This window comes from Streptomyces racemochromogenes (genome assembly GCF_044129415.1).
GTDB classification, from domain to species: domain Bacteria; phylum Actinomycetota; class Actinomycetes; order Streptomycetales; family Streptomycetaceae; genus Streptomyces; species Streptomyces racemochromogenes_A.
This window is the reverse complement of the sequence record NZ_JBBDHD010000004.1, coordinates 100,819-126,886: the sequence shown is the minus strand read 5'-3', so window position 1 is coordinate 126,886 and position 26,068 is coordinate 100,819. Positions and strand designations below refer to the sequence as shown.

The 26,068-nt window shown below is 74.2% G+C and carries 21 protein-coding genes; 16 read left to right on the top strand and 5 right to left on the bottom strand.

Features of this window, described 5'->3' with window-relative positions:
* From WDV06_RS03005 to WDV06_RS02970, 8 genes are all read left to right on the top strand, one after another.
* The gene (locus WDV06_RS03005) at window positions 1-1,116 is read left to right on the top strand and encodes an NAD(P)/FAD-dependent oxidoreductase (protein ID WP_395508003.1); all 1,116 of its coding nucleotides are present in this window, start codon (window positions 1-3) and stop codon (window positions 1,114-1,116) included.
* Between the two features lie 65 nt (window positions 1,117-1,181).
* Complete coding sequence (locus WDV06_RS03000) at window positions 1,182-1,493, top strand: (2Fe-2S)-binding protein (protein WP_395508002.1); 312 nt, start codon at window positions 1,182-1,184, stop codon at window positions 1,491-1,493.
* Window positions 1,474-2,907, top strand: coding sequence for an FAD/NAD(P)-dependent oxidoreductase (locus WDV06_RS02995; protein WP_395508001.1), 1,434 nt, complete (start codon window positions 1,474-1,476; stop codon window positions 2,905-2,907). The genes WDV06_RS03000 and WDV06_RS02995 overlap by 20 nt, the downstream gene beginning before the upstream one ends.
* A gap of 151 nt (window positions 2,908-3,058) precedes the next feature.
* On the top strand, window positions 3,059-3,997 hold the full coding sequence (locus tag WDV06_RS02990; protein WP_395508000.1) for a dihydrodipicolinate synthase family protein: 939 nt from the start codon (window positions 3,059-3,061) through the stop codon (window positions 3,995-3,997).
* A gap of 57 nt (window positions 3,998-4,054) precedes the next feature.
* Complete coding sequence (locus WDV06_RS02985; RefSeq protein ID WP_395507999.1) at window positions 4,055-5,059, top strand: proline racemase family protein; 1,005 nt, start codon at window positions 4,055-4,057, stop codon at window positions 5,057-5,059.
* A complete protein-coding gene (locus WDV06_RS02980) occupies window positions 5,056-6,075 on the top strand; it encodes a proline racemase family protein (RefSeq protein WP_395507998.1) in 1,020 nt (339 codons plus the stop codon). The genes WDV06_RS02985 and WDV06_RS02980 overlap by 4 nt, the downstream gene beginning before the upstream one ends.
* On the top strand, window positions 6,072-7,037 hold the full coding sequence (locus tag WDV06_RS02975; RefSeq protein WP_395507997.1) for an ornithine cyclodeaminase family protein: 966 nt from the start codon (window positions 6,072-6,074) through the stop codon (window positions 7,035-7,037). The genes WDV06_RS02980 and WDV06_RS02975 overlap by 4 nt, the downstream gene beginning before the upstream one ends.
* A gap of 56 nt (window positions 7,038-7,093) precedes the next feature.
* The gene (locus WDV06_RS02970; protein ID WP_395507996.1) at window positions 7,094-7,804 is read left to right on the top strand and encodes a GntR family transcriptional regulator; all 711 of its coding nucleotides are present in this window, start codon (window positions 7,094-7,096) and stop codon (window positions 7,802-7,804) included.
* A 276-nt stretch (window positions 7,805-8,080) separates the two neighbouring features.
* On the opposite strand, the gene WDV06_RS02965 is transcribed toward WDV06_RS02970, so the two are convergent.
* On the bottom strand, window positions 8,081-9,502 hold the full coding sequence (locus WDV06_RS02965; RefSeq protein ID WP_395507995.1) for a hypothetical protein: 1,422 nt from the start codon (window positions 9,500-9,502) through the stop codon (window positions 8,081-8,083).
* A gap of 157 nt (window positions 9,503-9,659) precedes the next feature.
* Here WDV06_RS02965 and WDV06_RS02960 point away from each other — a divergent pair, with 157 nt between their 5' ends.
* From WDV06_RS02960 to WDV06_RS02940, 5 genes are read left to right on the top strand one after another with little or no spacing between them, the layout of a single operon-like run.
* Complete coding sequence (locus WDV06_RS02960) at window positions 9,660-11,402, top strand: ABC transporter substrate-binding protein (RefSeq protein ID WP_395507994.1); 1,743 nt, start codon at window positions 9,660-9,662, stop codon at window positions 11,400-11,402.
* A gap of 23 nt (window positions 11,403-11,425) precedes the next feature.
* Window positions 11,426-12,394 (top strand): ABC transporter permease, encoded by a 969-nt coding sequence (locus WDV06_RS02955; protein ID WP_395507993.1) that lies wholly within the window; start codon window positions 11,426-11,428, stop codon window positions 12,392-12,394.
* Window positions 12,391-13,377 carry an ABC transporter permease gene (locus WDV06_RS02950; protein ID WP_045945502.1) on the top strand — a complete coding sequence of 329 codons (987 nt, stop codon included), beginning with the start codon at window positions 12,391-12,393 and terminating at the stop codon, window positions 13,375-13,377. Before WDV06_RS02955 ends, WDV06_RS02950 begins: the two co-directional genes overlap by 4 nt.
* A complete protein-coding gene (locus WDV06_RS02945; protein WP_395507992.1) occupies window positions 13,377-14,414 on the top strand; it encodes an ABC transporter ATP-binding protein in 1,038 nt (345 codons plus the stop codon). The genes WDV06_RS02950 and WDV06_RS02945 overlap by 1 nt, the downstream gene beginning before the upstream one ends.
* Window positions 14,411-15,433 (top strand): ABC transporter ATP-binding protein, encoded by a 1,023-nt coding sequence (locus WDV06_RS02940; protein ID WP_395507991.1) that lies wholly within the window; start codon window positions 14,411-14,413, stop codon window positions 15,431-15,433. The genes WDV06_RS02945 and WDV06_RS02940 overlap by 4 nt, the downstream gene beginning before the upstream one ends.
* A gap of 73 nt (window positions 15,434-15,506) precedes the next feature.
* Here the strand turns inward: WDV06_RS02940 and WDV06_RS02935 are convergent, their stop codons facing one another.
* Window positions 15,507-17,564 carry a S9 family peptidase gene (locus tag WDV06_RS02935; protein ID WP_395507990.1) on the bottom strand — a complete coding sequence of 686 codons (2,058 nt, stop codon included), beginning with the start codon at window positions 17,562-17,564 and terminating at the stop codon, window positions 15,507-15,509.
* A gap of 82 nt (window positions 17,565-17,646) precedes the next feature.
* Here WDV06_RS02935 and WDV06_RS02930 point away from each other — a divergent pair, with 82 nt between their 5' ends.
* Together WDV06_RS02930 and WDV06_RS02925 are read left to right on the top strand one after the other, a co-directional pair.
* The gene (locus WDV06_RS02930; RefSeq protein WP_395507989.1) at window positions 17,647-19,218 is read left to right on the top strand and encodes an MFS transporter; all 1,572 of its coding nucleotides are present in this window, start codon (window positions 17,647-17,649) and stop codon (window positions 19,216-19,218) included.
* A gap of 34 nt (window positions 19,219-19,252) precedes the next feature.
* Window positions 19,253-19,714: a hypothetical protein gene (locus WDV06_RS02925; RefSeq protein ID WP_395507988.1), complete on the top strand. Its 462-nt coding sequence runs from the start codon at window positions 19,253-19,255 to the stop codon at window positions 19,712-19,714.
* A gap of 10 nt (window positions 19,715-19,724) precedes the next feature.
* Here WDV06_RS02925 and WDV06_RS02920 read toward each other — a convergent pair whose 3' ends face one another.
* From WDV06_RS02920 to WDV06_RS02910, 3 genes are all read right to left on the bottom strand, one after another.
* A complete protein-coding gene (locus WDV06_RS02920; RefSeq protein WP_395507987.1) occupies window positions 19,725-21,131 on the bottom strand; it encodes a cytochrome P450 in 1,407 nt (468 codons plus the stop codon).
* A 124-nt stretch (window positions 21,132-21,255) separates the two neighbouring features.
* Entirely contained in the window at window positions 21,256-22,785 is a 1,530-nt protein-coding gene (locus WDV06_RS02915; protein ID WP_395507986.1) for a helix-turn-helix domain-containing protein, read from the bottom strand.
* Between the two features lie 147 nt (window positions 22,786-22,932).
* Window positions 22,933-24,825: an amidohydrolase gene (locus WDV06_RS02910; protein WP_395507985.1), complete on the bottom strand. Its 1,893-nt coding sequence runs from the start codon at window positions 24,823-24,825 to the stop codon at window positions 22,933-22,935.
* Window positions 24,826-24,946: 121 nt separating this feature from the next.
* On the opposite strand from WDV06_RS02910, the gene WDV06_RS02905 reads away from it, so the two are divergent.
* The gene (locus WDV06_RS02905; protein ID WP_395507984.1) at window positions 24,947-25,939 is read left to right on the top strand and encodes a LacI family DNA-binding transcriptional regulator; all 993 of its coding nucleotides are present in this window, start codon (window positions 24,947-24,949) and stop codon (window positions 25,937-25,939) included.
* Window positions 25,940-26,068: the final 129 nt, after the last annotated feature.

Genomic DNA, 26,068 nt, shown 5'->3' with positions numbered 1-26,068 from the left:
ATGGACGTCGTGATCATTGGCGCCGGTGTCGTCGGAGCCGCGTGCGCGTACTACGCGAGCCGCTCCGGTCTCTCCGTGACGGTGGTGGACCGGGGCCCCGTGGCCGGCGGCACCACCGGTGCGGGCGAGGGCAACCTCCTCGTCTCCGACAAGGAGGCGGGCCCCGAACTCGACCTGGCCCTCCTCTCCGCCCGCCTCTGGCAGGACCTGTCCGCCGAACTGCCCCGGCCCGTCGAGTACGAGCCCAAGGGCGGCCTGGTGGTGGCCCCCGACGAGACCACCCTCAAGGCCCTGCGCCACTTCGCCGAGGGCCAGCGCGCCGCGGGCGTCGTCGCCACGGAGGTCGCGACCCTCCACGACCTGGAACCGCACCTCGCCCCGGGCCTGGCGGGCGGCTTCCACTACCCCCAGGACGCCCAGGTCCAGCCGGCCCTGGCGGCGGCCCACCTCCTGAAGGCCTCGGGCGCCACCCTGCGCCTGGGCGAGGAGGTGACCGGACTCCTCCTGGAGAAGGGCACGGTCAGGGGCGTCCGCACCTCCCGCCGCACCCTCCGCGCCCCGGCGGTGGTCAACGCCTCCGGAACCTGGGCCGGCCGGATCGCCGAGTTCGCCGGGACCACGCTCCCCGTCCTCCCCCGCCGGGGCTTCGTCCTGGTGACGGAACCCCTTCCCCGGCTCATCCGCCACAAGGTCTACGCGGCGGACTACATCGCCGACGTGGCCAGCGACTCCGCGTCCCTCCAGTCGTCCGCGGTGGTCGAGGGCACCCCCGCCGGCCCGGTCCTGATCGGTGCCACCCGCGAGCGCGTCGGTTTCGACCGCACCCTCTCCACCGACGCCCTGCGCCGCCTGGCGGCCCAGGCCGCGGCCCTCTTCCCGGTCCTGGCGGACGTCCGCGCCCTGCGCACCTACCACGGCTTCCGCCCCTACCTCCCCGACCACCTCCCGGCCATCGGCCCGGACACCCGCGCCCCGGGCCTCCTCCACGCCTGCGGCCACGAGGGCGCCGGCATCGGCCTCGCCCCGGCGACGGGCCGGCTCATCGCGGCGTCCCTCACGAACGCGGAACCCCCACTGGACCCCGCCCCCTTCCGCCCGGACCGCTTCGGCCCGTGACACCGCGGCCCGATCCAGGGCCCCGGCCCCCCCGCCCCCGTAGACACCCCCCGAGGAGCCCCCTGATGCGCAGCCCCCGCGAGCTGGTCGGCGGCAGCCCGGCGGCCACGTACCCCATCGCGTTCGACGGCCGCGACCTGCCCGCCCAGGAGGGCCAGACCATCGCCGCCGTCCTCTGGGCGGCCGGGATCCAGGCCTGGCGCACCACCCGCCAGGGCGGCGCCCCCCGCGGCGCGTTCTGCGGCATCGGCTCCTGCTACGACTGCCTCGTCACCGTCAACGGCCGCCCCAACCAGCGCGCCTGCCTCGTCCCGGCCCGCCCCGGAGACACCGTCACCACCCAGGAAGGCAGCGGCCATGCCGACCTCGCCGTCTGACCCCGCCGCCCTCACCGACCTCGCGGTCGTCGGCGCGGGCCCCGCCGGCCTCGCGGCCGCCGTCACCGCCGCGGGGCTCGGCCTGCGCGTCACCCTCCTCGACACCGCGGAGCGCCCCGGCGGCCAGTACTACCGCCACCCCGCCGCCACCCTCGGCGCCGCCCGCCCCCAGGCCCTGCACCACGGCTGGCGGGCCTTCACCACCCGCGAGGCCGCCCTGCGCGCCCACGAGGCGGCGGGCCGCATCACGTACCTCCCCCGGCACCACGTGTGGACGGTGGTCCCGGACCCGGACGGGACCGGCACCTGGACCCTCCACGCGGTCGCGGGCCACGCCCCGGACGAAACCCCCGCGGCCCTCCGTGCCCGCCGCGTCCTGCTCGCCACCGGCGCCCACGAGCGCCAGCTCCCCTTTCCCGGCTGGACCCTGCCCGGCGTGGTCGGGGCCGGCGGCGCCCAGGCCATGCTGAAGAACAACCTCGTCCTCCCCGGCCGCCGCGTCGTGGTGGCCGGCAGCGGCCCGCTCCTCCTGGCCGTGGCCGGCTCCCTCGCCGCCGCCGGAGCCGCCGTCCCGGCCGTCGTCGAGGCCGCCTCGTACACCGCGTACGCCCCCCAGGCCCCCGCCCTGCTCCGCAATCCCGCCAAACTCGCCGAGGGCGCCACGTACGGCGGAGCCCTGCTGCGCCACGGCATCCGCCTGCTCACCCGGCACGCCGTCACCGAGGCGCACGGCACCGACCGCGTCGAGGCCGTCACCCTCGCCCGCCTCGACAAGGACTGGCGCCCGCTGCCCGGCACCGCCCGCCGGATCCCGTGCGACGCCCTCGCCGTGGGCCACGGCCTGGTACCCCAGCTGGAACTGGCCACCGGCCTCGGCTGCGCCACCCGCCTGGCCCCCGACGGCACCGTCGCCCTGGAACTGGACGCCAGCCAGCGCACCTCCGTCCCCGGCGTCTGGTCGGCCGGCGAGACCGGCGGCATCGGCGGCGCCCAACTGGCCCTGACCGAGGGCGAGATCGCCGCCCACGCCATCGCGGGGCGGCCGGTTCCCGCCACCCTCACCCGCCGCCGCGCCCGGCTGCGCGCCTTCGCCGCGGCGATGGCCGCCGCGCACCGCCCCGGCACCGGCTGGACCGGCTGGCTGCGCGAGGAGACCGACGTGTGCCGCTGCGAGGAGGTACCGGCCGGCCGGATCCGCGAGGCGGTCGAGGAGTTGGGGGCGCGGGACGCCCGTACGGTCAAACTCCTCACCCGGGCCGGGATGGGCTGGTGCCAGGGCCGCATGTGCGGCCCGGCGGTCGCCGCCCTGGCCGGCGGGGCGCCCGCCCCGGACCGGCGCCCGTTCTCCTGCCCGGTCCCGCTGCGCCACCTGGCCGCGCTGCCCCCGGCCGAGCCGGCCCCGCCCGCCCCCTGAACCGCCCCCCCCCGGGCTCCTGGGCCGCCCGGCACTCCGCCGAACCGGCCCGGCGCTCCGCGCACTTCCCTCCGTCAACCCCCGACCGGCCCCTTGTGGCCGATCCGCACCCACTAGTAAAATGTCACACACCACACTAGGGAGTCCTTCCATGACCGACGCGCCCACCCCCGCGCCCTCCGCCGGCACCGCCCCCGACACCCGCACCCGCCCCTGGCACGGCATCATGGTCGCCACCGCCCTGCCGCTGCGCGAGGACCTCTCCGTCGACTACGACGCCTACGCCGAACACGTCGCCTGGCTGATCGCGAGCGGCTGCGACGGCGTCGTGCCCAACGGCTCCCTCGGCGAGTACCAGACCCTCACCGACGAGGAGCGCGCCCGCGTCGTCCGCACCGCCGTCGAGGCCGCCGGAGACGGCGCCCGCGTCATGCCCGGCGTGGCGGCGTACGGCAGCGCCGAGGCCCGCCGCTGGGCCGACCAGGCCGCCGAGGCCGGCGCGGGCTCCGTCCTGCTCCTGCCCCCCAACGCCTTCCGCGCCGACGAGGAGACCGTCCGCGCCCACTACGCCGAGGTCGCCCGGGCCGGTCTGCCGGTGGTCGCGTACAACAACCCGTACGACACCAAGGTGGACCTGACCCCCTCCCTCCTCGCGCGCCTGCACGCCGACGGCAGCATCGTCGCCGTCAAGGAGTTCAGCGGCGACGTCCGCCGCGCCTACGAGATCGCCGAACTCGCCCCGGGCCTCGACCTGCTGATCGGCGCCGACGACGTCCTCCTCGAACTGGCCCTGGCCGGAGCCGTCGGCTGGATCGCCGGCTACCCCAACGCCCTGCCCCGCTCCTGCGCCACCCTCTACCGGGCCGCCGTCGCCGGTGACACCGCCACCGCCCTGCCGCTCTACAAGTCCCTGCACTCCCTGCTGCGCTGGGACTCCAAGACCGAGTTCGTCCAGGCCATCAAGCTCTCCATGGACCTGGCCGGCCGCCCCGGCGGCGCCACCCGCCCCCCGCGCTTCCCGCTCACCGGGGAGACCGAGGCGGCCGTGCGCGCCGCCACCGAGAAGGCCCTCGCGGAAGGCCTCAACTAGAGGCCCGGCCACCCAGACACCCAGCACGAACCAGCGACCGGCCGGAGGGGCGACCTGATGCGCACACGCCACGTCTACCACGCGGTGGACTCCCACACCGAGGGCATGCCGACCCGGGTGATCACCGGGGGAGTCGGGGTGATCCCCGGCGCCACCATGGCGGACAAGCGGCTCCACTTCATGGAGCACATGGACCACGTCCGCACGCTGCTCATGTACGAGCCGCGCGGCCACGCGGCGATGAGCGGTGCCATCCTCCAGCCGCCCACCCGGCCCGACGCCGACTACGGCGTGCTGTACATCGAGGTGTCGGGCCTGCTGCCCATGTGCGGCCACGGCACCATCGGGGTGGCCACGGTCCTGGTCGAGACGGGCATGGTCCCCGTCGTCGAACCGGTCACCACGGTACGGCTCGACACCCCGGCCGGGCTGGTCGTCGTGGACGTACGGGTGGAGGACGGCGCGGCCACCGCCGTCACCCTCACCAACGTCCCCTCCTTCTGCGTCGGCCTCGACCTGAAGGCCGAGGTCCCCGGTTTCGGCACGGTCACGTACGACCTCGCCTACGGCGGCAACTTCTACGCCTTCGTCGAACTGGACGCCCTCGGCCTGCCGTTCGACCGGGCCCGCAAGGACGACCTGATCGCCGCCGGGCTCGCGGTCATGGACGCGGTCAACGCCTCCCCGGACCGGCCCGTCCACCCCGAGAACCCCTCCATCGCCGGCGTCAAGCACGTCTACCTCGCCGCCCCCGGATCCGACGCGCGCCGCTCCCGGCACGCGATGGCCATCCACCCCGGCTGGTTCGACCGCTCGCCCTGCGGTACGGGAACCAGCGCGCGCATGGCCCAGCTGCACGCGCGCGGCCTGCTGCCCCTGGACACCGACTTCGTCAACGAGTCCTTCATCGGCACCGAGTTCACCGGCCGCCTGACCGCCGAGACCACCGTCGGCGGCCGACCGGCCGTCGTCCCCACGGTCACCGGCCGGGCCTGGATCACGGGCACCGCCCAGTACTTCCTCGACCCGTCCGATCCCTTCCCCGGAGGGTTCCTCCTGTGACCGCCCCGCACACCGTCAGCGCGGTGGACTACCACACCGCCGGCGAGCCCTTCCGGATCGTCGCGCAGGGCCTGCCGCCCGTCCCCGGCGACACCGTCGCCGAGCGCTGCGCCACGGCCATCGGCCCGGGGGGCTCCGGCACCGCGCCGCGGCGCGGGCCGCTGGACGAGGTACGGCGCCTGCTGGTCCAGGAGCCGCGCGGGCACGCCGGGATGTACGGCGGCTTCGTGGTGCCCCCGGACGACGACGGGGCCCACTTCGGGGTGCTCTTCTGGCACAAGGACGGCTACTCCACCGCCTGCGGTCACGGCACCATGGCGCTGGGCGCCTGGGCCGTGGACTCCGGACGGGTCGCCGCCCCCGACGACGGGGACGTCCAGGTGCGCGTCGACGTCCCCTCGGGCCGGGTCGCCGCCACCGTCCACCGGTCCGGGGGCCGCACCACCGGGGTCACCTTCCGCAACGTCCCGGCCCGGGTGGGCGCCCGGAAGGTGCCGGTGGCCACCACCCTGGGCATCGCCGAGGTGGACATCGCGCACGCCGGCGCCTGCTACGCCTCGGTCCGGGCCCGCGACCTCGGCCTGGAGGTGACCCGCGCCGCCCTGCCCGAACTCGTCCGGGCCGGGCGGGAGATCCGCGCCGCCCTCGCCACCCACCCGGCGACCTGGCATCCGCAGGGCCCGCTGCTCTCCGGCGTCTACGGGGTGGTCCTCCACGAGGAGCTGCCCGACACCCCGTTCGGGCCGCACCAGCGCAACGTCACCGTCTTCGCCGACGGGCAGATCGACCGCTCGCCCTGCGGCTCCGGCACCTCCGCCCGCCTCGCCCTGCTGGCGGAGGACGGCCGCCTCGGGGAGGGGGAGGACCTGCTCCACGAGTCGGTCACCGGCACGGTCTTCACCGGCCGGCTCGTCGGCGGCGGGGTCACCGAGGTCACCGGCACCGCCTACCGCACGGGAGAGCACGTCTTCACCGCCGACCCGTACGACGCCCTCGGCGCGGGCTTCCTGCTGTGACGGGCACCCCCGCGGGCGGCCTCCTCCAGCTGGACGCCGCACAGACGGCCGGTCTGCTCACCACGGCGCAGGCGGCCGACGCCCTGGCCGGCGCCCTGCGCGCCGGCCTGGACCCGGAGTCCTGCCCGCAGCGCACCAGCGTGGCCGCGCCCGGCGGCGAGCTCCTGCTCATGCCGGCCGCGTCCGGCGGGTACGCGGGAGTGAAGATCGCCGGAGTGGCCCCGGGCAACCCGGCGCGCGGGCTGCCCCGGATCACCGGCAGCTACCTCCTCCTGGACGGCCCCACCCTGCGCCCGCTGGCCCTCCTGGACGGCGCCGCCCTGACAGCCCTGCGCACCCCGGCGGTCTCCGTCCTCGCCCTGCGCCACCTCACCGCACCCGGTCGCCCGCTGCGGCTGGTGGTCTTCGGGTCGGGACCGCAGGCGTACGGGCACCTCGACGCGGTCCTGGAGCTGCGGGAGCTCGCCGAGGCGGTCGTGGTGGCCCGAGACCCCGGCCGGGCCGGGCGACTGGCCGCGTACGCCCGGAGCCTGGGCGTCCAGGCCCGTACGGGCATTCCCCGGGACGTGGCGCGGGCGGACCTGGTGCTGTGCTGCACCACCGCCCGCGAGCCGCTCTTCGACGGGCGGCTGGTGGCCCCGGGGGCCGTGGTCGTCGCCGTCGGCTCGCACGAACCGGAGGCCCGGGAGACGGACACCGCCCTCGTGCGACGCGCGGCGGTGTACGTGGAGTCGCGGGCGGCGGCGCTGCGCGAGGCGGGGGACCTGCTGATCCCGGAGGCCGAGGGGGCGATCGGTCCCGGTCATATCAGCGCCACCCTGGCCGACCTGGTCACCGGCCGCACGTCCCCCGGAGGGAGGCCGAGTCGTCCACAGCTCTTCAAGAGCGTGGGCATGGCCTGGGAAGATCTTGCCGTCGCGGTGGCGATCTACCACGCGACCGGAGCGAACAGCGAAACGTGACATTGTACGCTGTTCCTCCGCACGTCGGTGGTGTGCGGGGTCTCGGAGGAAGAGCAATGGGTGACCTGAAGCAGCACAGTCTCATCAAGGCCCAGGAAAGGCTGCGCGACCAGGTCGGCCATGCCCTCCGGGCCGCGCTGATAGCGGGCGAGCTGCGTCCCGGCAGCGTCTACTCGGCGCCGGGCCTCGCCGCCGAACTCGGCGTGTCGGCCACGCCCGTGCGCGAGGCCATGCTGGACCTGGCCCGCGAGGGCCTCGTCGAGCCCGTCCGCAACAAGGGCTTCCGCATCACCGAGGTCAGCGAGCGCGACCTCGACCAGTACACCGAGCTGCGCACGATGATCGAGGTGCCGACCATCGGCCGGATCACCCGCACGGCCACGCGGGAGCAGCTGGAGGAACTGCGCCCGATCGCCGAGGAGATCGTCACCAGCGCCCGCGAGCACAACCTCATCGGCTACCTGGAGGCGGACCGCCGCTTCCACCTCAGCCTCCTCGCCCTCGCGGGCAACGAGCGCCTGGTCGAGACCGTCGGCGACCTGCGCAAGCGCTCCCGGCTGTACGGGCTGACGGGCCTGGACGAGGCCGGCAAGCTGGTCTCCTCCGCCGAGGAACACCTCGAACTGCTGGACCTGATGCTCACGGGCGACGCGGAGGCGGCGGAGGCGTGCATGGTCCGCCACCTCGGCCACGTCCGCTCCCTGTGGGCCCAGGGCCGCGACGAGCCGGTGGGCCGCCCCCAAGGCGGCCTCGGCTCCGGCCTGTAGGGGCCAAGCCCCCCCGCGTGCCGGAGCCGCCGGGCAACGTCCGGGCGGCACAGCCCCGTTCGGACTCCGGCGGGGGAACCGGCCCGCCGGCCGGGCTGCGCCGCCCTGGGCTGTCCGGCACCCCTGGTCCGCCGCCCGGGGTGCGCCGCCCCGAGCTGTCCGGCACCCCTGGTCCGCCGCCCGGGGTGCGGTACGGCCCGGCCTGCCGCGTGTCGTCCGGTGGGCCGGGGGTACGCACCGGATGCCGCAGGGCGCCCGTCCTCCGGGCGGACCGCGCTACCGTTCGGACGCTCCGTGGCGGCAGTCGCCCTCGCAGGCGGCCGGCCGGGGCGGCGGGCCGCCGGCCGCGTCCGCCCGGTCGAGGAGCGCCCGCATCACCTCGACCGGCAAGGCCGGCGAGGCCGCGGCCGCCTCGACGACGTCCTCGTCCGTGTCCCCGAGCAGCCGCACCAGGGCCTCCACCGGTATCCGCGGGTGCTCGGCGGTGGCCTGCCGCACCCCTTCGTCCCCGTCCGCCGCGAGGCGTTCGAGCAGATCGGGCGGCAGATCCGGGTCGCGCAGGGCGAGCAGCCGCATCCAGGCGTCCGGATCGGCGGCGAACCGGCGCAGGGTCTCGGGCGGGAAGGTGGCGAGGTCCGCGGGGCGGCCGCCGTGCTTGACCCTCCCCCCTTGCCGCCGGTCGAGTTCCTCGACGAGCGCGGGGTCCGGCTCCGCGAGGCCGGCCAGCGCGAGGAACCGTACGCGCGGGTTGTCGTCGGCCAGCAGCCGCGCCCGTGCCTCGGCCGGCAGGGCCGTGCTCCGCGCCGCCGCGCAGCGCAGCCCCGCGTACGGCGAGTCGGCGTACGGCAGGGGATCGGGCTCCACCCACGGATAGGGCATGAGGTCCAGGTAGGCCAGCATTGCGTCGCAGAGGAAGTCCTCGTCGGAGGAGTCGCGGGGATCCTCCTCGTAGCGGAGTGCTCCGGCGGTCAGCGATGCGAAGATCGCGGCCCGCTCCTGCGGTGTCGCGTCGGCCCGTTCGAACACCTTGCCGCGCACGCCGGGGTCGGCGTCCCGGGCCAGGACCGCGCGCAGCTCCGCGGACAGGCAGGGGTGGCCCGCGAGCTGCTCCCGGACCCGGTCGTCGGGGTCGGCGGCCAGCCGCTCCGCCGTCTCCGGGTCCAGGTCGAGGAAGGGGACGACGTGGTGCCGCGTCGCCGGATCGGCCAGCAGGGCCCCGTGCAGGCCGGCCGGCGGGCGGTGGCGGCAGGCGGCCACCCGCACCTTCGCCTCGGGGTCGGCCAGCAGGGCCCGGTGGAGGTCCTCGGCCGGGGCCTCCTCGCGCCGGGCGACGGCCTCGCGCACCGCCGGATCGGTGTCGGCCCCCAGCCGGGCCGCCAACTCCGGTGACAGCCCCGGGTTCTGTGCGAGCGCGATCCGCACCTCGGCCTCGGGGTCGGCGGCGAAGAGACCGTGCCGCCCGCCGGCCGCGCCCTCCCGCCCGGCGCGCTCGGCCCGTACCTCCGGGTCCGGGTCGGCGGCGAGCCGTGCCGCGATCTCCTCGGGCAGTGCCTGAGCGGCGGCGAGCCTCCTGGCCGGGCCGCCGGGGCGGAGGGCGTCGCAGAGCTGCGGGTCGGCCCGCACCGCGGGATTGCGGGCGAGGCCGTAGAGCGCGTAGGGCAGGTGGAGCAGCTCCGGCAGGGGTATGTCGTGGTCCATGCCGCCGAGCCTAAGGAGGTGAGGCCAACCAACTCTCCCGCAGCCAGGCCGTTTTGGACACGGCTGGATAACGTCGGCGGCAAAGGGTTGTCAGTACAATTTCACATTACTATGTTACCGGTCACATCCTAAAGCGCGCCCTTCCCTGGAGTGACCCATGACCAAGCGCACGCAACTCGCCCTCGCCACCGCCCTGGTGGCGACGCTCGCACTCGGCGCCTCGGGCTGCTCCGACCCCAAGAAGGGCGCCGAGGGGAAGGGCGGCGCCAACCCCGCCGCCGCCAACGACGGCAAGACCCTCGGCGGCACCCCCGTGAAGGGCGGCACCCTCACGGTCCTGTCGAACCAGGACTTCTCCCACCTCGACCCGGCCCGCAACTGGGTCATGCCGACCATGGACTTCGGCACCCGTCTGCTCTACCGCACGCTCGTCACCTTCAAGGCCGAGCCCGGCAAGGCCGGCAGCGAGCTCGTCCCCGACCTCGCCACCGACCTCGGCACCCCCTCCAACGGCGGCCGCACCTGGACCTTCACCCTCAAGGAGGGCCTGAAGTACGAGGACGGCAGCCCCATCAAGGCCCAGGACGTCAAGTACAACGTCGAGCGCTCCTTCGCCCCCGACCTCACCGGCGGCCCCGACTACGCCGCCCAGTACCTCGCCGGCACCGAGGGCTACAAGGGCCCCCTCCAGGGGCAGCACCTCGACTCGGTCAAGACCCCCGACGACCGCACGATCGTCTTCGAACTCAAGCGACCCGTCGCCGAGTTCTCCCAGACCGCCACCCTGCCCACCTTCTCCCCGGTCCCGCAGTCCCAGGAGAAGGGCACCCAGTACGACGCCCGCCCCTTCTCCTCCGGCCCGTACAAGATCGAGAGCTACGAGCGCGACAAGAAGCTGGTCCTCGTCCGCAACGAGCACTGGGACCAGAAGAGCGACTCCGTCCGCAAGGCCTACCCGGACAGGTTCGTCGTCGTCATGGGCCTCAAGGGAGGCCAGATCGACGACCGCATCATCGCCGGAGAGGGCGCCGACGCCTCCGCCGTCGAGTACGCCAACATGCGCCCCGAGAGCGCCCCGAAGGTCCTGCCCAAGCCCGACGTCAAGGCCCGCCTGCTGGCCGAGTCCCAGGGCTGTACGACCATGCTCCACCTGAACAACTCCCGCGCCCCCTTCAACGACCCCAAGGTCCGCGAGGCCATGCAGTACGCGGTCGACAAGGACGCCGTCATCACCGCCGCCGGCGGCCCCGCCCTCAACGAGGTCGCCACCGCCTACCTGCCCCCGGCCCTCACCGGCGGCAAGCAGGCCGACACCCTGAAGATCCCCGCCTCCGGCGACCCCGCCAAGGCCAAGGAACTCCTCAAGGCCGCCGGCAAGGAGCACCTCAAGGTCTCCCTCGCCGTCTCCACCGGCGACAAGGCCAAGGCGGAGGCGCTCCAGCAGGGCCTGTCCCGGGCCGGCATCGAGGTCGTCATCGACACCGTCGACCCCGGCGCCTACTACGACGTCATCGGCGACCTCTCCACCACCCCCGACATGACCTACACCGGCTGGTGCCCCGACTACCCCTCCGGCTCCACCTGGATCCCCTTCGTCTTCGACGGGCGCACCATCAAGGACAAGGGCAACCAGGGCAACTACGCCCAGTTCCGCGACGACGCCGTGATGAAGCGGATCGACGAGATCAACGCCATGGCCGACGCCAAGCAGGCCAACCAGGCCTGGATCGACCTCGACGCCGAGGTCATGAAGAAGGCCCCGTCCATCCCGGTCCTGCTGGAGCGCAAGCCGCTCCTCGTCGGCCCCAACATCGCCGGCGCGTACGGCCACCCCGTGTGGACCGGCACCATCGACTACGGGACCGTCGGCCTCAAGGACCCCTCGAAGAGCCAGGGCTGAGGAACCCGGGACCGGAACACACCATGACCACCACCGCACCCGGCGCCGCCCCTGAGGCGGCCCCGGCCGGGGCGCCGGCCACGGACGTCCCCCCGGGCAGCAGCCCCTGGCAGCTGGCCCGGCGGGAACTGCGCCGCCGCCCCGCCGTCCGCGTCAGCCTCTGCGTCGTCCTCCTCTTCGTCCTGATGGCCCTGACCGCGCCCTGGCTGGGCGCGCTCGGCGGCTGGTCCCCCGAGGAGTTCGACAAGTCCGCCGTCGACCCCTACCTGGCCGGGCAGCCCCTCGGCTCCTTCGGCGGCATCAGTCCCGAGCACTGGCTGGGCGTCGAACCCGTCACCGGCCGCGACCTGTTCGCCCGCGTCGTCCACGGCGCCCAGGTCTCCCTCCTGATCGCCTTCGCCGCCACCGCCATCGTCGTCCTCACCGGCACCGCCGCCGGGATCGCGGCCGGCTACTTCGGCGGCCGCACCGACGCCGTCCTGTCCCGGCTCATGGACCTCACCATGTCCTTCCCCTCCCTCATCTTCATGATCGCGATGCTGTCGGTGGCCAAGGACGTGAACCGGATCGTGCTGATGACCTCCGTCATCGGACTCTTCGGCTGGCCCGGCGTCGCCCGCGTCGTGCGCGGCCAGACCCTCTCCCTCAAACACCGCGAGTACGTCGACGCCGCCCGCGTCGGCGGATCCGGCGCCTGGCGGATCCTGACCCGCGACATCCTCCCCGGCGTCTCGGGCCCGGTCATCGCCTACACCACCCTGCTGATCCCCGGCATGATCAGCACCGAGGCCGCCCTCAGCTACCTCGGCGTCGGCGTGCGCCCGCCCACCCCCTCCTGGGGCCAGATGATCGCCGAGTCCGTGGCCTTCTACGAGACCGACCCCATGTACTTCGTCATCCCGAGCGTCTTCCTCTTCCTCGCCGTCCTCGCCTTCACCCTGCTCGGCGACGCCCTGCGCGACATCCTCGACCCGAGGGGCGGCCGCAGTTGATCCTCTACCTCCTGCGCCGGCTGCTCGCCCTCGCCGGCGTGCTCCTCGCCATCGCCGCCGTCACCTTCCTGATCTTCTACGTCCTGCCCACCGACCCGGCCGCCGCGGCCTGCGGCAAGACCTGCAGCCCCGAACGGCTCGCCGACGTACGCGCCTACCTCGGCCTCGACAAGCCGCTCTGGGAGCAGTTCGCCCACTTCCTCACCGGCATCTTCACCGGCCGCACCCTCGGCACCGGCCAGTACGCCGTCCAGTGCGACTTCCCCTGCCTGGGCTACTCGTACGAGAACTCCCTGCCCGTCTGGGACCTGCTCATGGACCGGCTCCCCGTCTCCGCCTCCCTCGCCTTCGGCGCCGCCGTGCTGTGGCTGATCCTCGGCCTGGGCGCCGGGGTCACCGCCGCCCTGCGCAAGGACACCGCCACCGACAAGGCCCTGATGGTCGGCGCCGTCGCGGCCGCCTCCCTGCCCGTCTACTTCACCTCCGTGATGCTCATCTACGGGGTGATCCGCATCGCCGGGCTGCTGCCCTACCCCAGCTACCACGAGCTCACCGCCGACCCGCTCGGCTGGGCCGGCAACCTGCTGCTGCCCTGGACCGCGCTCGCCCTGCTCTACGCCGCCATGTACGCCCGGCAGAGCCGCGGCTCGATGATCGAGGCGATGGCCGAGCCGTACATCCGCACCGCCCGCGCCAAGGGCATGCCCGAGCGGACCGTCGTCGTCAAGCACGGGCTGCGCTCCGGGATGACCCCGATCCTCACCATCTTCGGCATGGACCTCGGCGGCCTCCTCGCCGGAGCCGTCATCACCGAGTCCATCTTCGGACTCCCCGGCATCGGCCGGCTGTTCTACGGGGCGCTCGTCAGCTCCGACCAGCCCGTGGTCCTCGGGGTCACCCTGCTCGCCGCCTTCTTCATCGTCGTCGCGAACCTCGTCGTCGACCTCCTGTACGCCGTCATCGACCCGAGGGTGAGGTACTGATGACCGCCCCTGACCCCCTCCTCGCCGTGCGTGACCTCGGCGTCACGTTCTCCACCCCGCGCGGCACCGTACGGGCCGTGGACTCCCTCGGCTTCACCGTCGAGGCCGGACGCACCCTCGGCATCGTCGGCGAGTCCGGCTCCGGCAAGTCCGTCACCTCCCTCGCCGTCATGGGCCTGCACCGGGCCGGCGCCGAGGTCTCGGGGTCCGTCCGGCTCGCCGGACAGGAGCTCACCGGCCTGCCCGAGAAGCAGCTCGCCAAGGTCCGCGGCCGCAGGATGGCCATGATCTTCCAGGACCCGCTGTCCAGCCTGCACCCCTACTACACGGTCGGCGAGCAGATCGCCGAGCACTTCCGGGTGCACTTCCGGGCCGGCCGGGCGGCCGCCCGCAAACGGGCCGTCGACATGCTCGGCGAGGTCGGCATCCCCGAACCCGCCCGCCGGGCGGGGGAGTACCCGCACCAGTTCTCCGGCGGCATGCGCCAGCGCGCGATGATCGCCATGGCCCTGGCCTGCGAACCCGACCTCCTCATCGCGGACGAGCCCACCACCGCCCTCGACGTCACCGTCCAGGCGCAGATCCTGGAGCTGATCGCCCGCCTCCAGCAGGAGCGCGGCCTCGGGGTCGTGATGATCACCCACGACCTCGGGGTGGTGGCCCGCGTCGCGCACGAGGTGCTGGTCATGTACGGCGGACGTGCCGCCGAACAGGCTTCGGTCGACGCCCTGTTCGCCGAGCCCGCCCACCCCTACACCCGGGGCCTGCTCGACTCGCTGCCCCGCCTCGACAGTGCCGACGACGTCCCGCTGCCCTCCATCCCCGGCGCTCCGCCGTCCCTGCTCCACCCCGCCCCGGGCTGTGCCTTCGCCCCGCGCTGCGCGGTCGCCGCCGCGGCCCCCGCCCAGGACGCGGGCCGCTGCACGGGCGAGCGGCCCGAGCTGCGCCCGTACGGTTCGGCGGACCGGCTGGCGGCCTGCCACTTCGCCGGCGCGCTGCCCGCTGCCGCCGTCCCCGCCCCGGAGGTGTCCCGATGAGGGCCCCGGCCACCCGCCCGAACCCCGCCGCACAGCGGGAGGGAGCACCGTCGGCGCCGCTGCTGCGGGTCCGCGACCTGACGATGACCTTCCCCGGCAGGCGGACCCTGACCGGCCGCCGCTCGGCTCCGGTGCGGGCCGTCGACGGGGTCTCTTTCGACCTGGAGGCCGGACAGACCCTCGGCCTGGTCGGCGAGTCCGGCTGCGGCAAGTCCACCACCGGCCGGATGCTGGTGCGACTGCTGCAACCCACCTCCGGCAGCGTCGAGTTCGACGGCCGGGACATCAGCCGGCTGTCCCAGGGCGCCCTGCGGCCCCTGCGCAAGGACGTCCAGATGGTCTTCCAGGACCCGCACTCCTCCCTCAACCCCCGCCAGACCGTGGCCCGGATCATCTCCGACCCGCTGCTGGTGCAGGGCTGGAGCGCGGCCGACGCCCGCCGCCGGGCCGCCGAGCTGATGGAGCTGACCGGGCTGATCCCCGAGCACATCGACCGCTACCCGCACGAGTTCTCCGGCGGCCAGGCCCAGCGCATCGGCATCGCCCGCTCGCTGGCCACCAGCCCCCGGCTGGTGATCGCCGACGAGCCGGTCTCCGCCCTGGACGTCTCCGTGCAGGCGCAGATCGTCAACCTGATGGAGCGGCTGCGCGCCGAACTCGGCCTCGCCTACGTCTTCATCGCGCACGACCTCTCGGTGGTCAAGCGGGTCAGCGACCGCGTCGCGGTCATGTACCTCGGCCGGATCGTCGAGATCGGGGACAAGAAGTCCCTCTACGAGAACCCGCAGCACCCCTACACCCGGGCGCTGCTGTCCGCCGTCCCGCTGCCCGACCCGGCGGCGGAGCGGCGGCGCGAGCGGATCGTGCTGCTCGGCGACCCGCCGAGCCCGGCCGCGCCGCCCCCGGGCTGCACCTTCCATCCGCGCTGTCCCAAGGCGCAGGACGTCTGCCGCACCGAGCGGCCGTTGTTGCAGCTCGCCGCCTCGCGCGAGGTGGCCTGTCACTTCCCGGGTGACTGACGGGGATCACGGGAAGAAGGGGAGGGCCCCGCGGACGGCAGTGTCCGCGGGGCCCTCCCGCCGTCCGGGGCGGCTACAGCGCCAGTTCGCGGCGGAAGAACTCCAGTTCCAGCGCCATGATCTTCTCCCGGGCCCCGCCCGGGGTCATGTGCGTGACGCCGGGGAGTGCCAGCAGCTGGTGGGGGCGGCCCGCGTCGGTGAGGGCCTGGGAGAGCCGCAGGGTGTGGGAGGGGTGGACGTTGTCGTCGGCCAGGCCCGTGACCAGCAGCAGGGGCCGCGTCAGCCGGGGCGCGTCGGGGATCAGGGAGTCCCGCTCGTAGACCTCGGGGTGGTCCTGGGGCAGGCCCAGGTAGCGCTCGGTGTACGCCGTGTCGTAGTGCCGGAAGTCGGTGGGCGCGGCTCCGGCGGCCGCCGCGTGGAAGACGTCCGGGCGGCGCAGCACGGCCATCGCGGAGAGGTAGCCGCCGTAGGACCAGCCGCGCACGCCGACCCGTCCGAGGTCGAGGTCGCCGTGGCGGGAGCCCAGGGCCCGCAGGGCGGCGACCTGGTCGTCGAGGGTGACCTCGGAGAAGCCCCGGTACATGGCGTGGGTGTGGGCGGGGGAGACGTTCGCGGTGCCCCGGTTGTCGACGGTGACGACGGCGAAGCCCTGGTCGGCCCACCACTGCCGGTACTGCCAGCGGCGCGGCTCCGCGCAGACGTCCTGGGCGCCGGGGCCGCCGTAGCTGTCCATCAGCACGGGCAGGCGCCGGCCGGGGACGTGGTGACGGGGCAGGACGAGGGCGGTGGGGATCCCGAGCTCGGTGACCCGCTCCAGGACCGGCGTGACCCGGTGGGGCAGGGGCGCGGCCAGGTCGCGGGGGGTGAACCGGCGGCCGTCGGCGGTCTGCAGGGTGCGCCGGACGCCGTCCGCGTCGGCGGAGGTCAGCAGCAGGTTCCCGGCCGCCGAGGCGGTCACGGTGTGCACGCCGGGCCCGTCGGCGAGCGGGGTGATCGCTCCGGTGGCCGGGTCCAGCAGGAGCACCTGCTGTTCGGAGGGGTCGCGCAGGGACGCCTCGACGAGCAGCCGGTCGTGGTGGGTCCCGGCCACGGCGCGGATCTGGACGCCGCCGCCGGTGAGCGGCTTGCCGTCGACGGCGAGGCCGCGGGCCGTCCCGTCCGCCACGTCCGCCGAGGTGAGGACGCGTCCGTCGGGCAGGCGGGCCGGGGTGCCCGGGAGGGGGTCCACCCACAAGGGGTGGGTGGTGCGCGAGAGCTCGCGGGTACGGCCGGTGGCGGGGTCGGCGGTGAGCAGGAGGACGTTCTGCTGGAGGCGGTCCTGGACGGTCAGCAGGATCTCCTCCTGTGACTCCCAGCCGGCGTCGGACACGTACGGGTAGGCGTCCGCGTCCCAGTCCAGCCGGACCGGGTCGCCGCCGGCGGGCAGGACCCACAGCTGGACGTCGGCGTTGGGGCCGCCGGCCTCGGGGTAGGCGAAGTCCTCGGCCGGGAGCTCGGGGTGCGCGGGGTCGGCGAACCAGCGGCGCTGGAGGGCGCCTTCGTCCACCCGGGCGGCGAGCAGGGCGAGCCCGTCAGGGGACCACCAGTGGCCCCGGGCCCGGTCGAGCTCCTCGGCGGCGGCGAACTCGGCGACGCCCCAGCGGGCCCCGTCGTCGGGGCTGACCCGGCCTCCGGGGGCGGTGTACAGGGCGTCGCCGGTGACGTAGGCGATGCGCGAGCCGTCGGCGTTGGGGCGCGGGTCGAAGACGGGGCCGGCGGAGGGGACCGGTGCGGGTGCGGTGTCGTCGCAGGTGACCTCGTAGAGCCGCCCGTAGAGGGGGAAGACGGCGCGGCGGCCGTCGCCGGAGAGGGCGTACGTGCCGATCCCGGCGGCCACGAGCCGGGTGCGCTCGCGCAGCCGGCGCTCGGCGACGGGGAGTTCCCCGGGGTCGGGGGAGAGGGTGCGGGGGTCGGCGAGCAGGGTTTCCGTTCCGGTGGCGGTGTCGAGGACCCAGAGGCTGTCGACGGCGTCGGTGGGGCCCGTCGAGCGCAGGAACCAGAGGAGGCGGCCGAAGTCGCCGAAGGAGAAGGCGCGGGGCGAGCCGAGGGTGAACCGGGCCGTGGCGGCGGATTGCCTGAGGAAATCGTCCATAGATCTAGTGTGACATGTGAAATATCACATAGCCTAGGCTATTCGAGTGGTGACCCTTGCCGGGCGGGCGTAGCGTCGACGAGTGGACCCGAACGCATCGCCGCACAGCACCGGGACCGACGGCCCGGCTCCCGGCAACGGCAGGGGGAACGGGCTGGCCCTGTTCATCATCGCCTCCTGCCAGCTCATGGTCGTCCTCGACATCACGATCGTGAACATAGCCCTCCCGCACATCCAGACGGCACTGGATCTGTCCACCGAAAGCCTGTCCTGGGTCGTCAACGCCTACACGCTCACCTTCGGCGGACTCCTCCTGCTCGGCGGCCGCACCGGGGACATCCTCGGGCGGAAACGCGTCTTCATCTCCGGCGTCCTCCTCTTCGGCCTCGCCTCCCTGCTCGGCGGACTCGCGCAGAACTCCGGCCAGTTGATGGCTGCCCGGGCCCTCCAGGGCGTGGGCGGCGCCATCGCCTCCCCGACCGCCCTCGCGCTGATCACCACGACCTTCCGTGAAGGGCCCGCGCGCAACCGGGCCTTCGGCGTCTTCGCCGCCGTCTCCGCCGGAGGCGGCGCCATCGGCCTCCTCGCGGGCGGCCTGCTGGTCGAATGGCTCGACTGGCGCTGGGTGTTCTTCGTCAACGTCCCCGTCGCCCTGCTCATCGCCGTCATGGCGCGCAGGGTCCTGCGCGAGTCCGAGCGCCACCCCGGGCACTTCGACCTCGCCGGCGCCCTGCTGGGCACCTGCGGCATGGTCGCGCTGGTCTACGGGTTCATCCGCGCCTCCCAGGACGGCTGGAGCGACCCCTTGACCCTGGGCTCCTTCGGCGCGGCCGTGGTCCTGCTGACCCTGTTCGTGTTCAACGAGCGGCGCTCCCCGCAGCCGATCACCCCGCTGCACATGTTCGCGGACCGCAACCGGGCCGGCACCTACGGGATCATGCTCTTCCTCGCCTGCGCGATCTTCGGCATGTTCTTCTTCCTGACCCTGTTCGTGCAGAACGTGCTCGGCTTCAGCCCGCTGCGGGCCGGGCTCGCCTTCCTGCCCGTCAGCGTCATGGTCGCGGTGTCGGCCACGTTCACCTCCCGGCTCCTGCCCCGGTTCGGACCCAAACCCTTCATGGTCACGGGCGCCCTGTGCTGCGCGGCCGGCCTGGCCTGGCTGACGCGGATCGACGTCCACTCCACCTACCCGGACGGCATCCTCGGCCCGATCCTCGTCTTCGCCACCGGCATGGGCATGCAGTTCGTCTCGCTGACCCTGATGGCCCTGTCCAACGTGCCCGACCGGGAGTCCGGCGCGGCGTCCGGACTCCTCAACTCCATGCAGCAGGTCGGCGGGTCGCTCGGCCTGTCGATCCTCGTCACCGTCTTCGGCACCGCGAGCCGCAACGAGGCCAAGGACCTGGCCGTGGCGTTCGTGCGCGGCTCCACCCCCGAGCAGAAGGCCTTCTTCGCCCGCACCCACCAGTTCCCCAAGCCCTGGTCGGACCTGGTGCTCACCTCGGGCGTCGGCGCCGCCTTCGTCGCGGCGGCCGCCTTCACCCTGGTCGGGGCGCTGATCGCGGTGTTCGTGATCCAGGTCCGGCCCTCCGACCTGCAACGGCTCCAGGGCAACCACACCCCGGCGGGCGTCGGGGGCGAAAGCGGCGGGTAGGGTCGGCTGGTCATCGAACACCGGGGGGAAACCGATGCTCCGACCCATCCTGCGCGCGACCGCCGCGACGGCCGTGACCGTCGCCCTGGCGGCGCTCACCGTCTCCTGCGACAGCGGCCACCGGCCGCAGGCCGCCGCCGAACTCGCGGCCTCCGCCTCCGACGCCGGCCCGCCCGCGCCCTCCCCGCAGCCGGAGCGGGTACGGGACGCCTTCGCAGGGCTCCAGGCCACCCTGGACGACTCCTGCACCCCGGCGAACTGCGCCTACCTCCTGGGCCGGGTGTACGACGAACTCCACCGCGTGGACCGCGCGATGAAGGCCGACCCCAAGGGCCCCGCCCACTTCCCCGAGCCGATCGCCCTGATCGCCGGCCTCGACCGGGAACTGGGCGCCGACCACGGCTTCGAGAACCTCAAGCGGCACCAGCCCGCGCTGCTCGGCGCCCGGGACGGGATCGGCACCTGGATGCAGGACCACCCCGACGACTACCGCTGAGCGGCCCGGGTCACCCCGCCACGGGGCGGATCCGGCAGCGCATCGGCCCCTCGGCCCGCAGGGTGATCCCGGCGCTCAGCGGGACCTCCGTGTCCACGGCCTCGATCTCGTAGGCGCGCAGGACCATCGCCAGCGCGATCACCGACTCCAGCATCGAGAAGTGCTGGCCGATGCAGGCGCGCGGCCCGCCGCCGAAGGGGAACCAGGCGTAGCGCGGCCGTGCCGCCTCGGCCTCCGGCAGGAAGCGGTCGGGATCGAAGCGGTCCGGGTCGCTCCAGTAGCGGGGGTGGCGGTGCGTCACCCACGGGGCCAGGATCACCGTGGCGTCCGCCGGGACGGTGTGCCCGTCGATCTCGGTGGCGGCCACCGCCTGGCGGCCGATCACCGGTGCGGCCGGATAGAGCCGCATCGCCTCCTTGAGCACCCGCGTCAGGTACGGCAGCCGGTCGAGGTCGGCGGCCCCGGGCGTCCGGTCGCCCAGCACGCGCGTGACCTCCTCACGGGCCAGTGCCTGCACCTCGGGGTGGCGGCCGAGCAGGTGCAGGGCGAAGGCCAGCGAGGTGGCGGTCGTCTCGTGCCCGGCCAGCAGGAAGATCAGCACCTGGTCGCGCAGCTCGGCGGCGTCGAAGGCCGCGTCGTCCGCGCTCTGCGCCCCGGCCAGCAGGGTCAGCAGGTCCTCGGAGCCCTCCCCTCCGGGGGACGGGGACCGGCGCCGCTCGGAGATGATCCGGTCGCAGACCCCGTACAGCTCGTCCATCGCGGCGGCCGCCCGCCGGTTGCCCGGAGTGGGCCAGCCGCGGGGGACGTTGAGGGGGGAGTAGCCGCGGCGCAGGACGTACTCGGTGATGACGGGGAAGCACCGGTGGACGACGTCGACGGTGGCGTCCACGTCGGCGCCAAAGAGGATCCGGGACACCGCGCGCAGCGCCAGGTGCATCATCTCGTCCGAGACGTCGACGATCCCGTCCCGCGACCGCGCCCACGCCGCGAGGGTGCTCCCGGTCTCGTCCGCGACCGCCCCGGCGTAGCCGTCCACCCGCTTGCGGGTGAACAGCGGCTGCACCAGGCGGCGCTGGCGCAGGTAGTCCTCGTCCTGGGCGGTCAGCAGGCCGTTGCCGAAGGAGTCCCGGATCTCCTGGTAGAAGGGGTTGTCCTTGCGGAAGTTGGCGGACTCCGAGGCCAGCACCCGCTGGGCCCCCTCGGCGGAGAAGACGCAGTACATCTCCATGCGCAGCCCGGGCGGGCCGACGTCGACCCGTACCAGGTCGCCCCGGCGCCGCTGCGCCCGCAGATAGGTGCCGAGGGAGTCCGCCTTCAGATCGAGGAACGATCCGAGCAGCGGGTTCCCCTCCAGGACGGGGAACCGCGCCCCCGTCCCGGTCTCCGCGCCCGTCTCCGTACTCGTCCCCGCTGTCATGGCCGCCCCCTCGACTCCGTACCGACGGGGGGATTCTGCCGCCCGGCCGCCCGTCCGGGCGAGCGGTCCCGCGCCATCCGGCCGAATCCCGCCCCCCGGCCGCGGCCCGGGCGGCGTGGCGGTCCTAGATGTCCCGGAAGATCTCGATCTGGGCGCCCACCGAGTTGAGGCGCTCGGCGAGTTCCTCGTAGCCGCGGTTGATGACGTAGACGTTGCGCAGCACGGAGGTGCCCTCCGCCGCCATCATCGCCAGCAGGACGACCACCGCCGGGCGCAGGGCCGGCGGGCACATCATCTCGGCCGCGCGCCAGCGGGTGGGGCCCTCCACCAGGACGCGGTGCGGGTCCAGGAGCTGGAGGCGGCCGCCCAGGCGGTTGAGGTCCGTCAGGTAGATGGCGCGGTTGTCGTACACCCAGTCGTGGATCAGGGTCTGGCCCTGGGCCACCGCCGCGATGGCGGCGAAGAAGGGGACGTTGTCGATGTTCAGCCCGGGGAAGGGCATCGGGTGGATCTTGTCGATGGGGGCTTCGAGCTTGGAGGGGCGGACCGTGAGGTCGACCAGACGGGTGCGGCCGTTGTCGGCGACGTACTCGGCGGAGCGGTCGTGGTCCAGGCCCATCTCCTCCAGGACCGCCAGCTCGATCTCCATGAACTCGATCGGGACCCGGCGGATGGTGAGTTCGGACTCCGTGACCACGGCGGCGGCCAGCAGGCTCATGGCCTCGACCGGGTCCTCCGAGGGGGAGTAGTCCACGTCCGCGTCGATGACCGGCAGGCCGTGCACGGTGAGGGTGGTGGTGCCGATGCCCTCGACCTTGACGCCCAGCGCCTCCAGGAAGAAGCACAGGTCCTGGACCATGTAGTTGGACGAGGCGTTGCGGATGACGGTGACGCCGTCGTGGCGGGCCGCGGCCAGCAGGGCGTTCTCGGTGACCGTGTCCCCGCGCTCGGTCAGGACGATCGGGCAGTCGGGGGCGACGCCCGGTTCGACCTTCGCGTGGTAGATGCCCTCGGTCGCGGTGATGTCCAGGCCGAAGCGGCGCAGGGCGATCATGTGCGGCTCGATGGTGCGGGTGCCGAGGTCGCAGCCGCCGGCGTAGGGCAGGCGGAACTGCTCCATCCGATGGAGCAGCGGGCCCAGGAACATGATGATGCTGCGGGTGCGGACGGCCGCCTCCGCGTCGATGGCGTCCATGTCGAGGACGGCCGGGGGGATCAGCTCCAGGTCCACGCCGTCGTTGATCCAGCGGGTGCGGACGCCGATGGAGTTGAGGACCTCAAGGAGCCGGTAGACCTCCTCGATGCGGGCCACCCGGCGCAGCACGGTACGGCCCTTGTTGAGCAGCGAGGCGCACAGCAGGGCGACGCACGCGTTCTTGCTCGTCTTGACGTCGATCGCGCCGGACAGGCGGCGGCCGCCGACGACGCGCAGGTGCATCGGGCCGGCGTAACCCAGGGAGACGATTTCGCTGTCGAGCGCTTCACCGATCCGGGCGATCATCTCAAGGCTGATGTTCTGGTTGCCGCGCTCGATGCGGTTCACCGCGCTCTGGCTGGTGCCGAGCGCTTCGGCGAGCTGGGTCTGGGTCCAGCCCCGGTGCTGCCGGGCGTCACGGATGAGCTTGCCGATGCGTACGAGGTAGTCGTCTGCCATGGGTGCACGGTATCTCAGATATGAGATGGTGATCGCATCGGGTGGTACGGATGGGTGAGATACGGGCGTTACCGGCGATAACGGGTTTACCGGCCGTCAGGTCCCCCTCTGGGGCGAGGGCGTGGCGCCCCCGCCCCCCAGGGCGTCTCAGGGCCGCGTACAGCCGCAGGCGCGGTGCCGGCCGCCGTGGACGGCCGCGTACGAGGCGGGGCGCGGGCCCGCCGCTCCGCGGGCCAGACCGGCCGCGGCCGCGCGGCCCGCCGCCGAGGCGGCGTCGTGCACCACGCGTCCGCCGACCAGGGTCATCCGTACCTGCGTCCCGCTGATGTCGGCCACCGGGCAGCGCGTCACGTCCCGGTCCAGCAGCACCAGGTCCGCCGCCTTGCCCCGCTCCACCGTGCCGGTCAGTCCGTCCTGGCGCAGCTGCCAGGCCGTGCCCAGGGTGTGCATCCGCAGCGTGGAGGTCCGGCTCAGGGACTCCAGTTCCGGGTGGAGCGCGCCCGCGCCGTACGCCCCCTGGCGGTCGATCGCGGTCCGGAGCTGGTTCCACACCTGGAGCGCGTCCACCGGCCAGTCCGAACCGCCCGTCAGCCGGGCGCCGGCCCGCTCCAGGCTGCGCGCCGGGTACATCCGCCGGTGCCGCTCCGGACCGATGTACGGCAGCAGCGCCTCCATCGTCCAGGTGTCGGCGGTGGCCCACTGGAGCTGCATGCAGGCGGCCACCCCGAGCCGGGCGAACCGCGGCAGGTCGGCCGGGTCCACCAGCTGGAGGTGGGCGACGGTGTTGCGCAGGTCCCGCTTCCCCGTGGCCCGCAGGGCCGCCTCGTACCCGTCCAGTGCGGTGCGGACGGCCCGGTCGCCCAGGCCGTGGGCGTGCATCTGCCAGCCGATGGCGTTGAACGCGGCGGTCAGCCGCCCGTAGTCGGCGGCCGAGGTGTACAGCTCGCCGCGGTTGGCGGTGGGCCGGCCCTGGCCGTCGAGGTACGGATCCAGCAGCGCGGCCGTCTGCGCCGGGTACTCGATGACCCCGTCCAGGAACACCTTCACCGTGCCGAAGCGCAGCCCGGCCACCCCCCGGAACTCCCGCTCCAGCCCCAGCGCGTAGGCCTTCGACGCCGCGGGGTCCTTCGTCTGCTCCACGTCCAGCCGGATCGCCGGCACGATCCGCTGCGGGAGCCGCCCGGCCGCCGAGAGGGCCTGGTAGAGCTCCAGTTCGTGCCGTCCGACCAGGGCGTCCATCATCGTCGTCACCCCGGAGGCCGCGGCCTGGGCCAGCACTTTGGCGCAGGCCTCGACCAGCTCGGCCCGGGTGGGCTCGGGCACGTGCCGCTTCACCAGCTCCTGGGCGTCGTCCTTCAGCACGCCCGTCGGCTGCCCGTCCGCGCCCTTGACGATCCGGCCGCCCGCGGGGTCGGGGGTGGTGGCCGTGATGCCCGCGATGTCCAGGGCCCGCTGGTTCGCCCACAGGTTGTGGCCGTCACCGCCGACCAGCGCCACCGGCCGGCGGGTGGGCAGCGCGTCCAGCAGCGCGTGGTGCGGCAGGGTTCCGGAGGGCAGCAGTCCGACCGGGTTCCAGTCCTCCACCACCAGCCAGGTGTCGGGCTCCGCCCCGGCTCCGCCGGTGTCGGCGAGGAAGCCCGTGAGGATCTCCGTCAGCTCGGCGGCCGTCGTCTCCGCGCCCTCCAGCGAGGGCCGCAGCGACCGGTCGCCCGCGCCCAGCGGGTGCACGTGCCCGTCGTGGATCCCGCTCATCAGGGTGGCACCGCGCCCGTCGACCACCTCGGTGTCCCGGCCGGCCAGCCGGCGCACCTCCGCGTCGCCGCCGACGGCCAGGATCCGCCCGTCGCGGCCGACCGCCACGGCCGTGGCCGGCGCGCCGCCCGGGGTGCCCGTGAACACCCGCGCGCCGTGCACCACCAGCGCCGCGGAACCGCGCGCCGGGGCCGCCGAGGCGCTGCCGGCACCGGCGCCCAGCAGACCCGCCGCTCCGGCGGCCCCCGCCGCCGCGAGGAGCCCGCGCCGGGAAACAGAAGACGTCATGACCACTCCAAACCGTTGGCTGTGGCCAGGAGACTGGGTGATTAACCCCTTAACCAGAAGCCGCCCGCCGCGACGGATTCCGCACGCCGGACCGTAGGCCGCCGACCGTGGAATCCGTACGATGACCCGCGTGCCGCCCGGACCGACCCTCGCCGACATCGCCCGCGCCGCGGAGGTGTCCACCGCCACGGTCTCCCACGCCCTGAACGGCACCGGACGGCTCGCCGAGGGGACCCGCCGCCGGGTCCGCGAGATCGCGACCGGCCTGGGGTACGGCGCTCCGCGCACCCCCCGCACCCGCACCCTCGGCCTGGCCGTGACCACCTTCGCCGGTGCCCCGTGGAACTTCGTGGCCGTCGCCTACTTCTCCCGCTGGCTGACCGCCGCCACCTCCGCGGCCCACGCCCGCGGCTACGCCCTGACCACCCTGCCCGCCGACCGGGGCGCCGGCACCCCCTGGCACCACCTCGCGGTGGACGGGATGCTGCTGCTCGACAGCCCCGACGACGACCCGGTGCTGCGCGCCCTGCGGGCCCGGGGCATCCCGCTGGTCTTCGACGGCCGGCCCGCCGATCCCCGACCGGGCGACGTCTGGGTGGACAACGACCACACCGCCACCACCCACGAGGTCCTCGACCACCTCGCAGCCGCCGGCGCCCGCCGCATCGCGCTGCACACCGGCTTCGGCGACGAGCACTACACCCGGGCCGTCACCGAGGCGTACGGCCGCTGGTGCGCGCGCCGCGGCCGGACCCCGCTGCCGGTCCGCTTCGACCCCCGCGACGGACCCGGCCACGCCTTCGACCCCCTCTTCGCCGAGGGCGCGGCCGACGCCGTGTACTCCCTGTACGACCCGGGCGGCCGCCAGGCCCTGGCCGCCGCGGCCCGGCACGGCCTGTCGGTGCCGCAGGACCTGCTGCTGGTCTGCGCGAGCGAGGATCCGGCGTACGCGGACTGCCGGCCCCCCGTCACCACGGTGACCCTCCACCCGGAGGCACTCGCCGAGTCGGCGGTGGCGGCCCTGGTCGCCCTGCTGGAGCCGGGCGCGCCCGCCGCTCCCGGCGGGCTCACCGTCCCCGCGACCCTGCTCCACCGGACCTCGTCCCTGCGTTGAGCGCGGGGTGACGAGATGTGCGGCAGCAGTGGACGGCGAGTGCGGGACGGCGCGACGTGCCGAGACGGACGCGGAGGCGTGCTGACCCGAGGCGCGGCCATGTACTAGAGTTATCTCGACATCGAGATA

Coding starts and splice junctions, on each gene's coding strand:
- WDV06_RS03005 (WP_395508003.1), top strand. CDS start 1: ATGGACGTCGTGATCATTGGCGCCGGTGTCGTCGGAGCCGCGTGCGCG.
- WDV06_RS03000 (WP_395508002.1), top strand. CDS start 1,182: ATGCGCAGCCCCCGCGAGCTGGTCGGCGGCAGCCCGGCGGCCACGTAC.
- WDV06_RS02995 (WP_395508001.1), top strand. CDS start 1,474: ATGCCGACCTCGCCGTCTGACCCCGCCGCCCTCACCGACCTCGCGGTC.
- WDV06_RS02990 (WP_395508000.1), top strand. CDS start 3,059: ATGACCGACGCGCCCACCCCCGCGCCCTCCGCCGGCACCGCCCCCGAC.
- WDV06_RS02985 (WP_395507999.1), top strand. CDS start 4,055: ATGCGCACACGCCACGTCTACCACGCGGTGGACTCCCACACCGAGGGC.
- WDV06_RS02970 (WP_395507996.1), top strand. CDS start 7,094: ATGGGTGACCTGAAGCAGCACAGTCTCATCAAGGCCCAGGAAAGGCTG.
- WDV06_RS02965 (WP_395507995.1), bottom strand. CDS start 9,502: ATGGACCACGACATACCCCTGCCGGAGCTGCTCCACCTGCCCTACGCG.
- WDV06_RS02960 (WP_395507994.1), top strand. CDS start 9,660: ATGACCAAGCGCACGCAACTCGCCCTCGCCACCGCCCTGGTGGCGACG.
- WDV06_RS02955 (WP_395507993.1), top strand. CDS start 11,426: ATGACCACCACCGCACCCGGCGCCGCCCCTGAGGCGGCCCCGGCCGGG.
- WDV06_RS02945 (WP_395507992.1), top strand. CDS start 13,377: ATGACCGCCCCTGACCCCCTCCTCGCCGTGCGTGACCTCGGCGTCACG.
- WDV06_RS02940 (WP_395507991.1), top strand. CDS start 14,411: ATGAGGGCCCCGGCCACCCGCCCGAACCCCGCCGCACAGCGGGAGGGA.
- WDV06_RS02935 (WP_395507990.1), bottom strand. CDS start 17,564: ATGGACGATTTCCTCAGGCAATCCGCCGCCACGGCCCGGTTCACCCTC.
- WDV06_RS02925 (WP_395507988.1), top strand. CDS start 19,253: ATGCTCCGACCCATCCTGCGCGCGACCGCCGCGACGGCCGTGACCGTC.
- WDV06_RS02920 (WP_395507987.1), bottom strand. CDS start 21,131: ATGACAGCGGGGACGAGTACGGAGACGGGCGCGGAGACCGGGACGGGG.
- WDV06_RS02915 (WP_395507986.1), bottom strand. CDS start 22,785: ATGGCAGACGACTACCTCGTACGCATCGGCAAGCTCATCCGTGACGCC.
- WDV06_RS02910 (WP_395507985.1), bottom strand. CDS start 24,825: ATGACGTCTTCTGTTTCCCGGCGCGGGCTCCTCGCGGCGGCGGGGGCC.
- WDV06_RS02905 (WP_395507984.1), top strand. CDS start 24,947: ATGACCCGCGTGCCGCCCGGACCGACCCTCGCCGACATCGCCCGCGCC.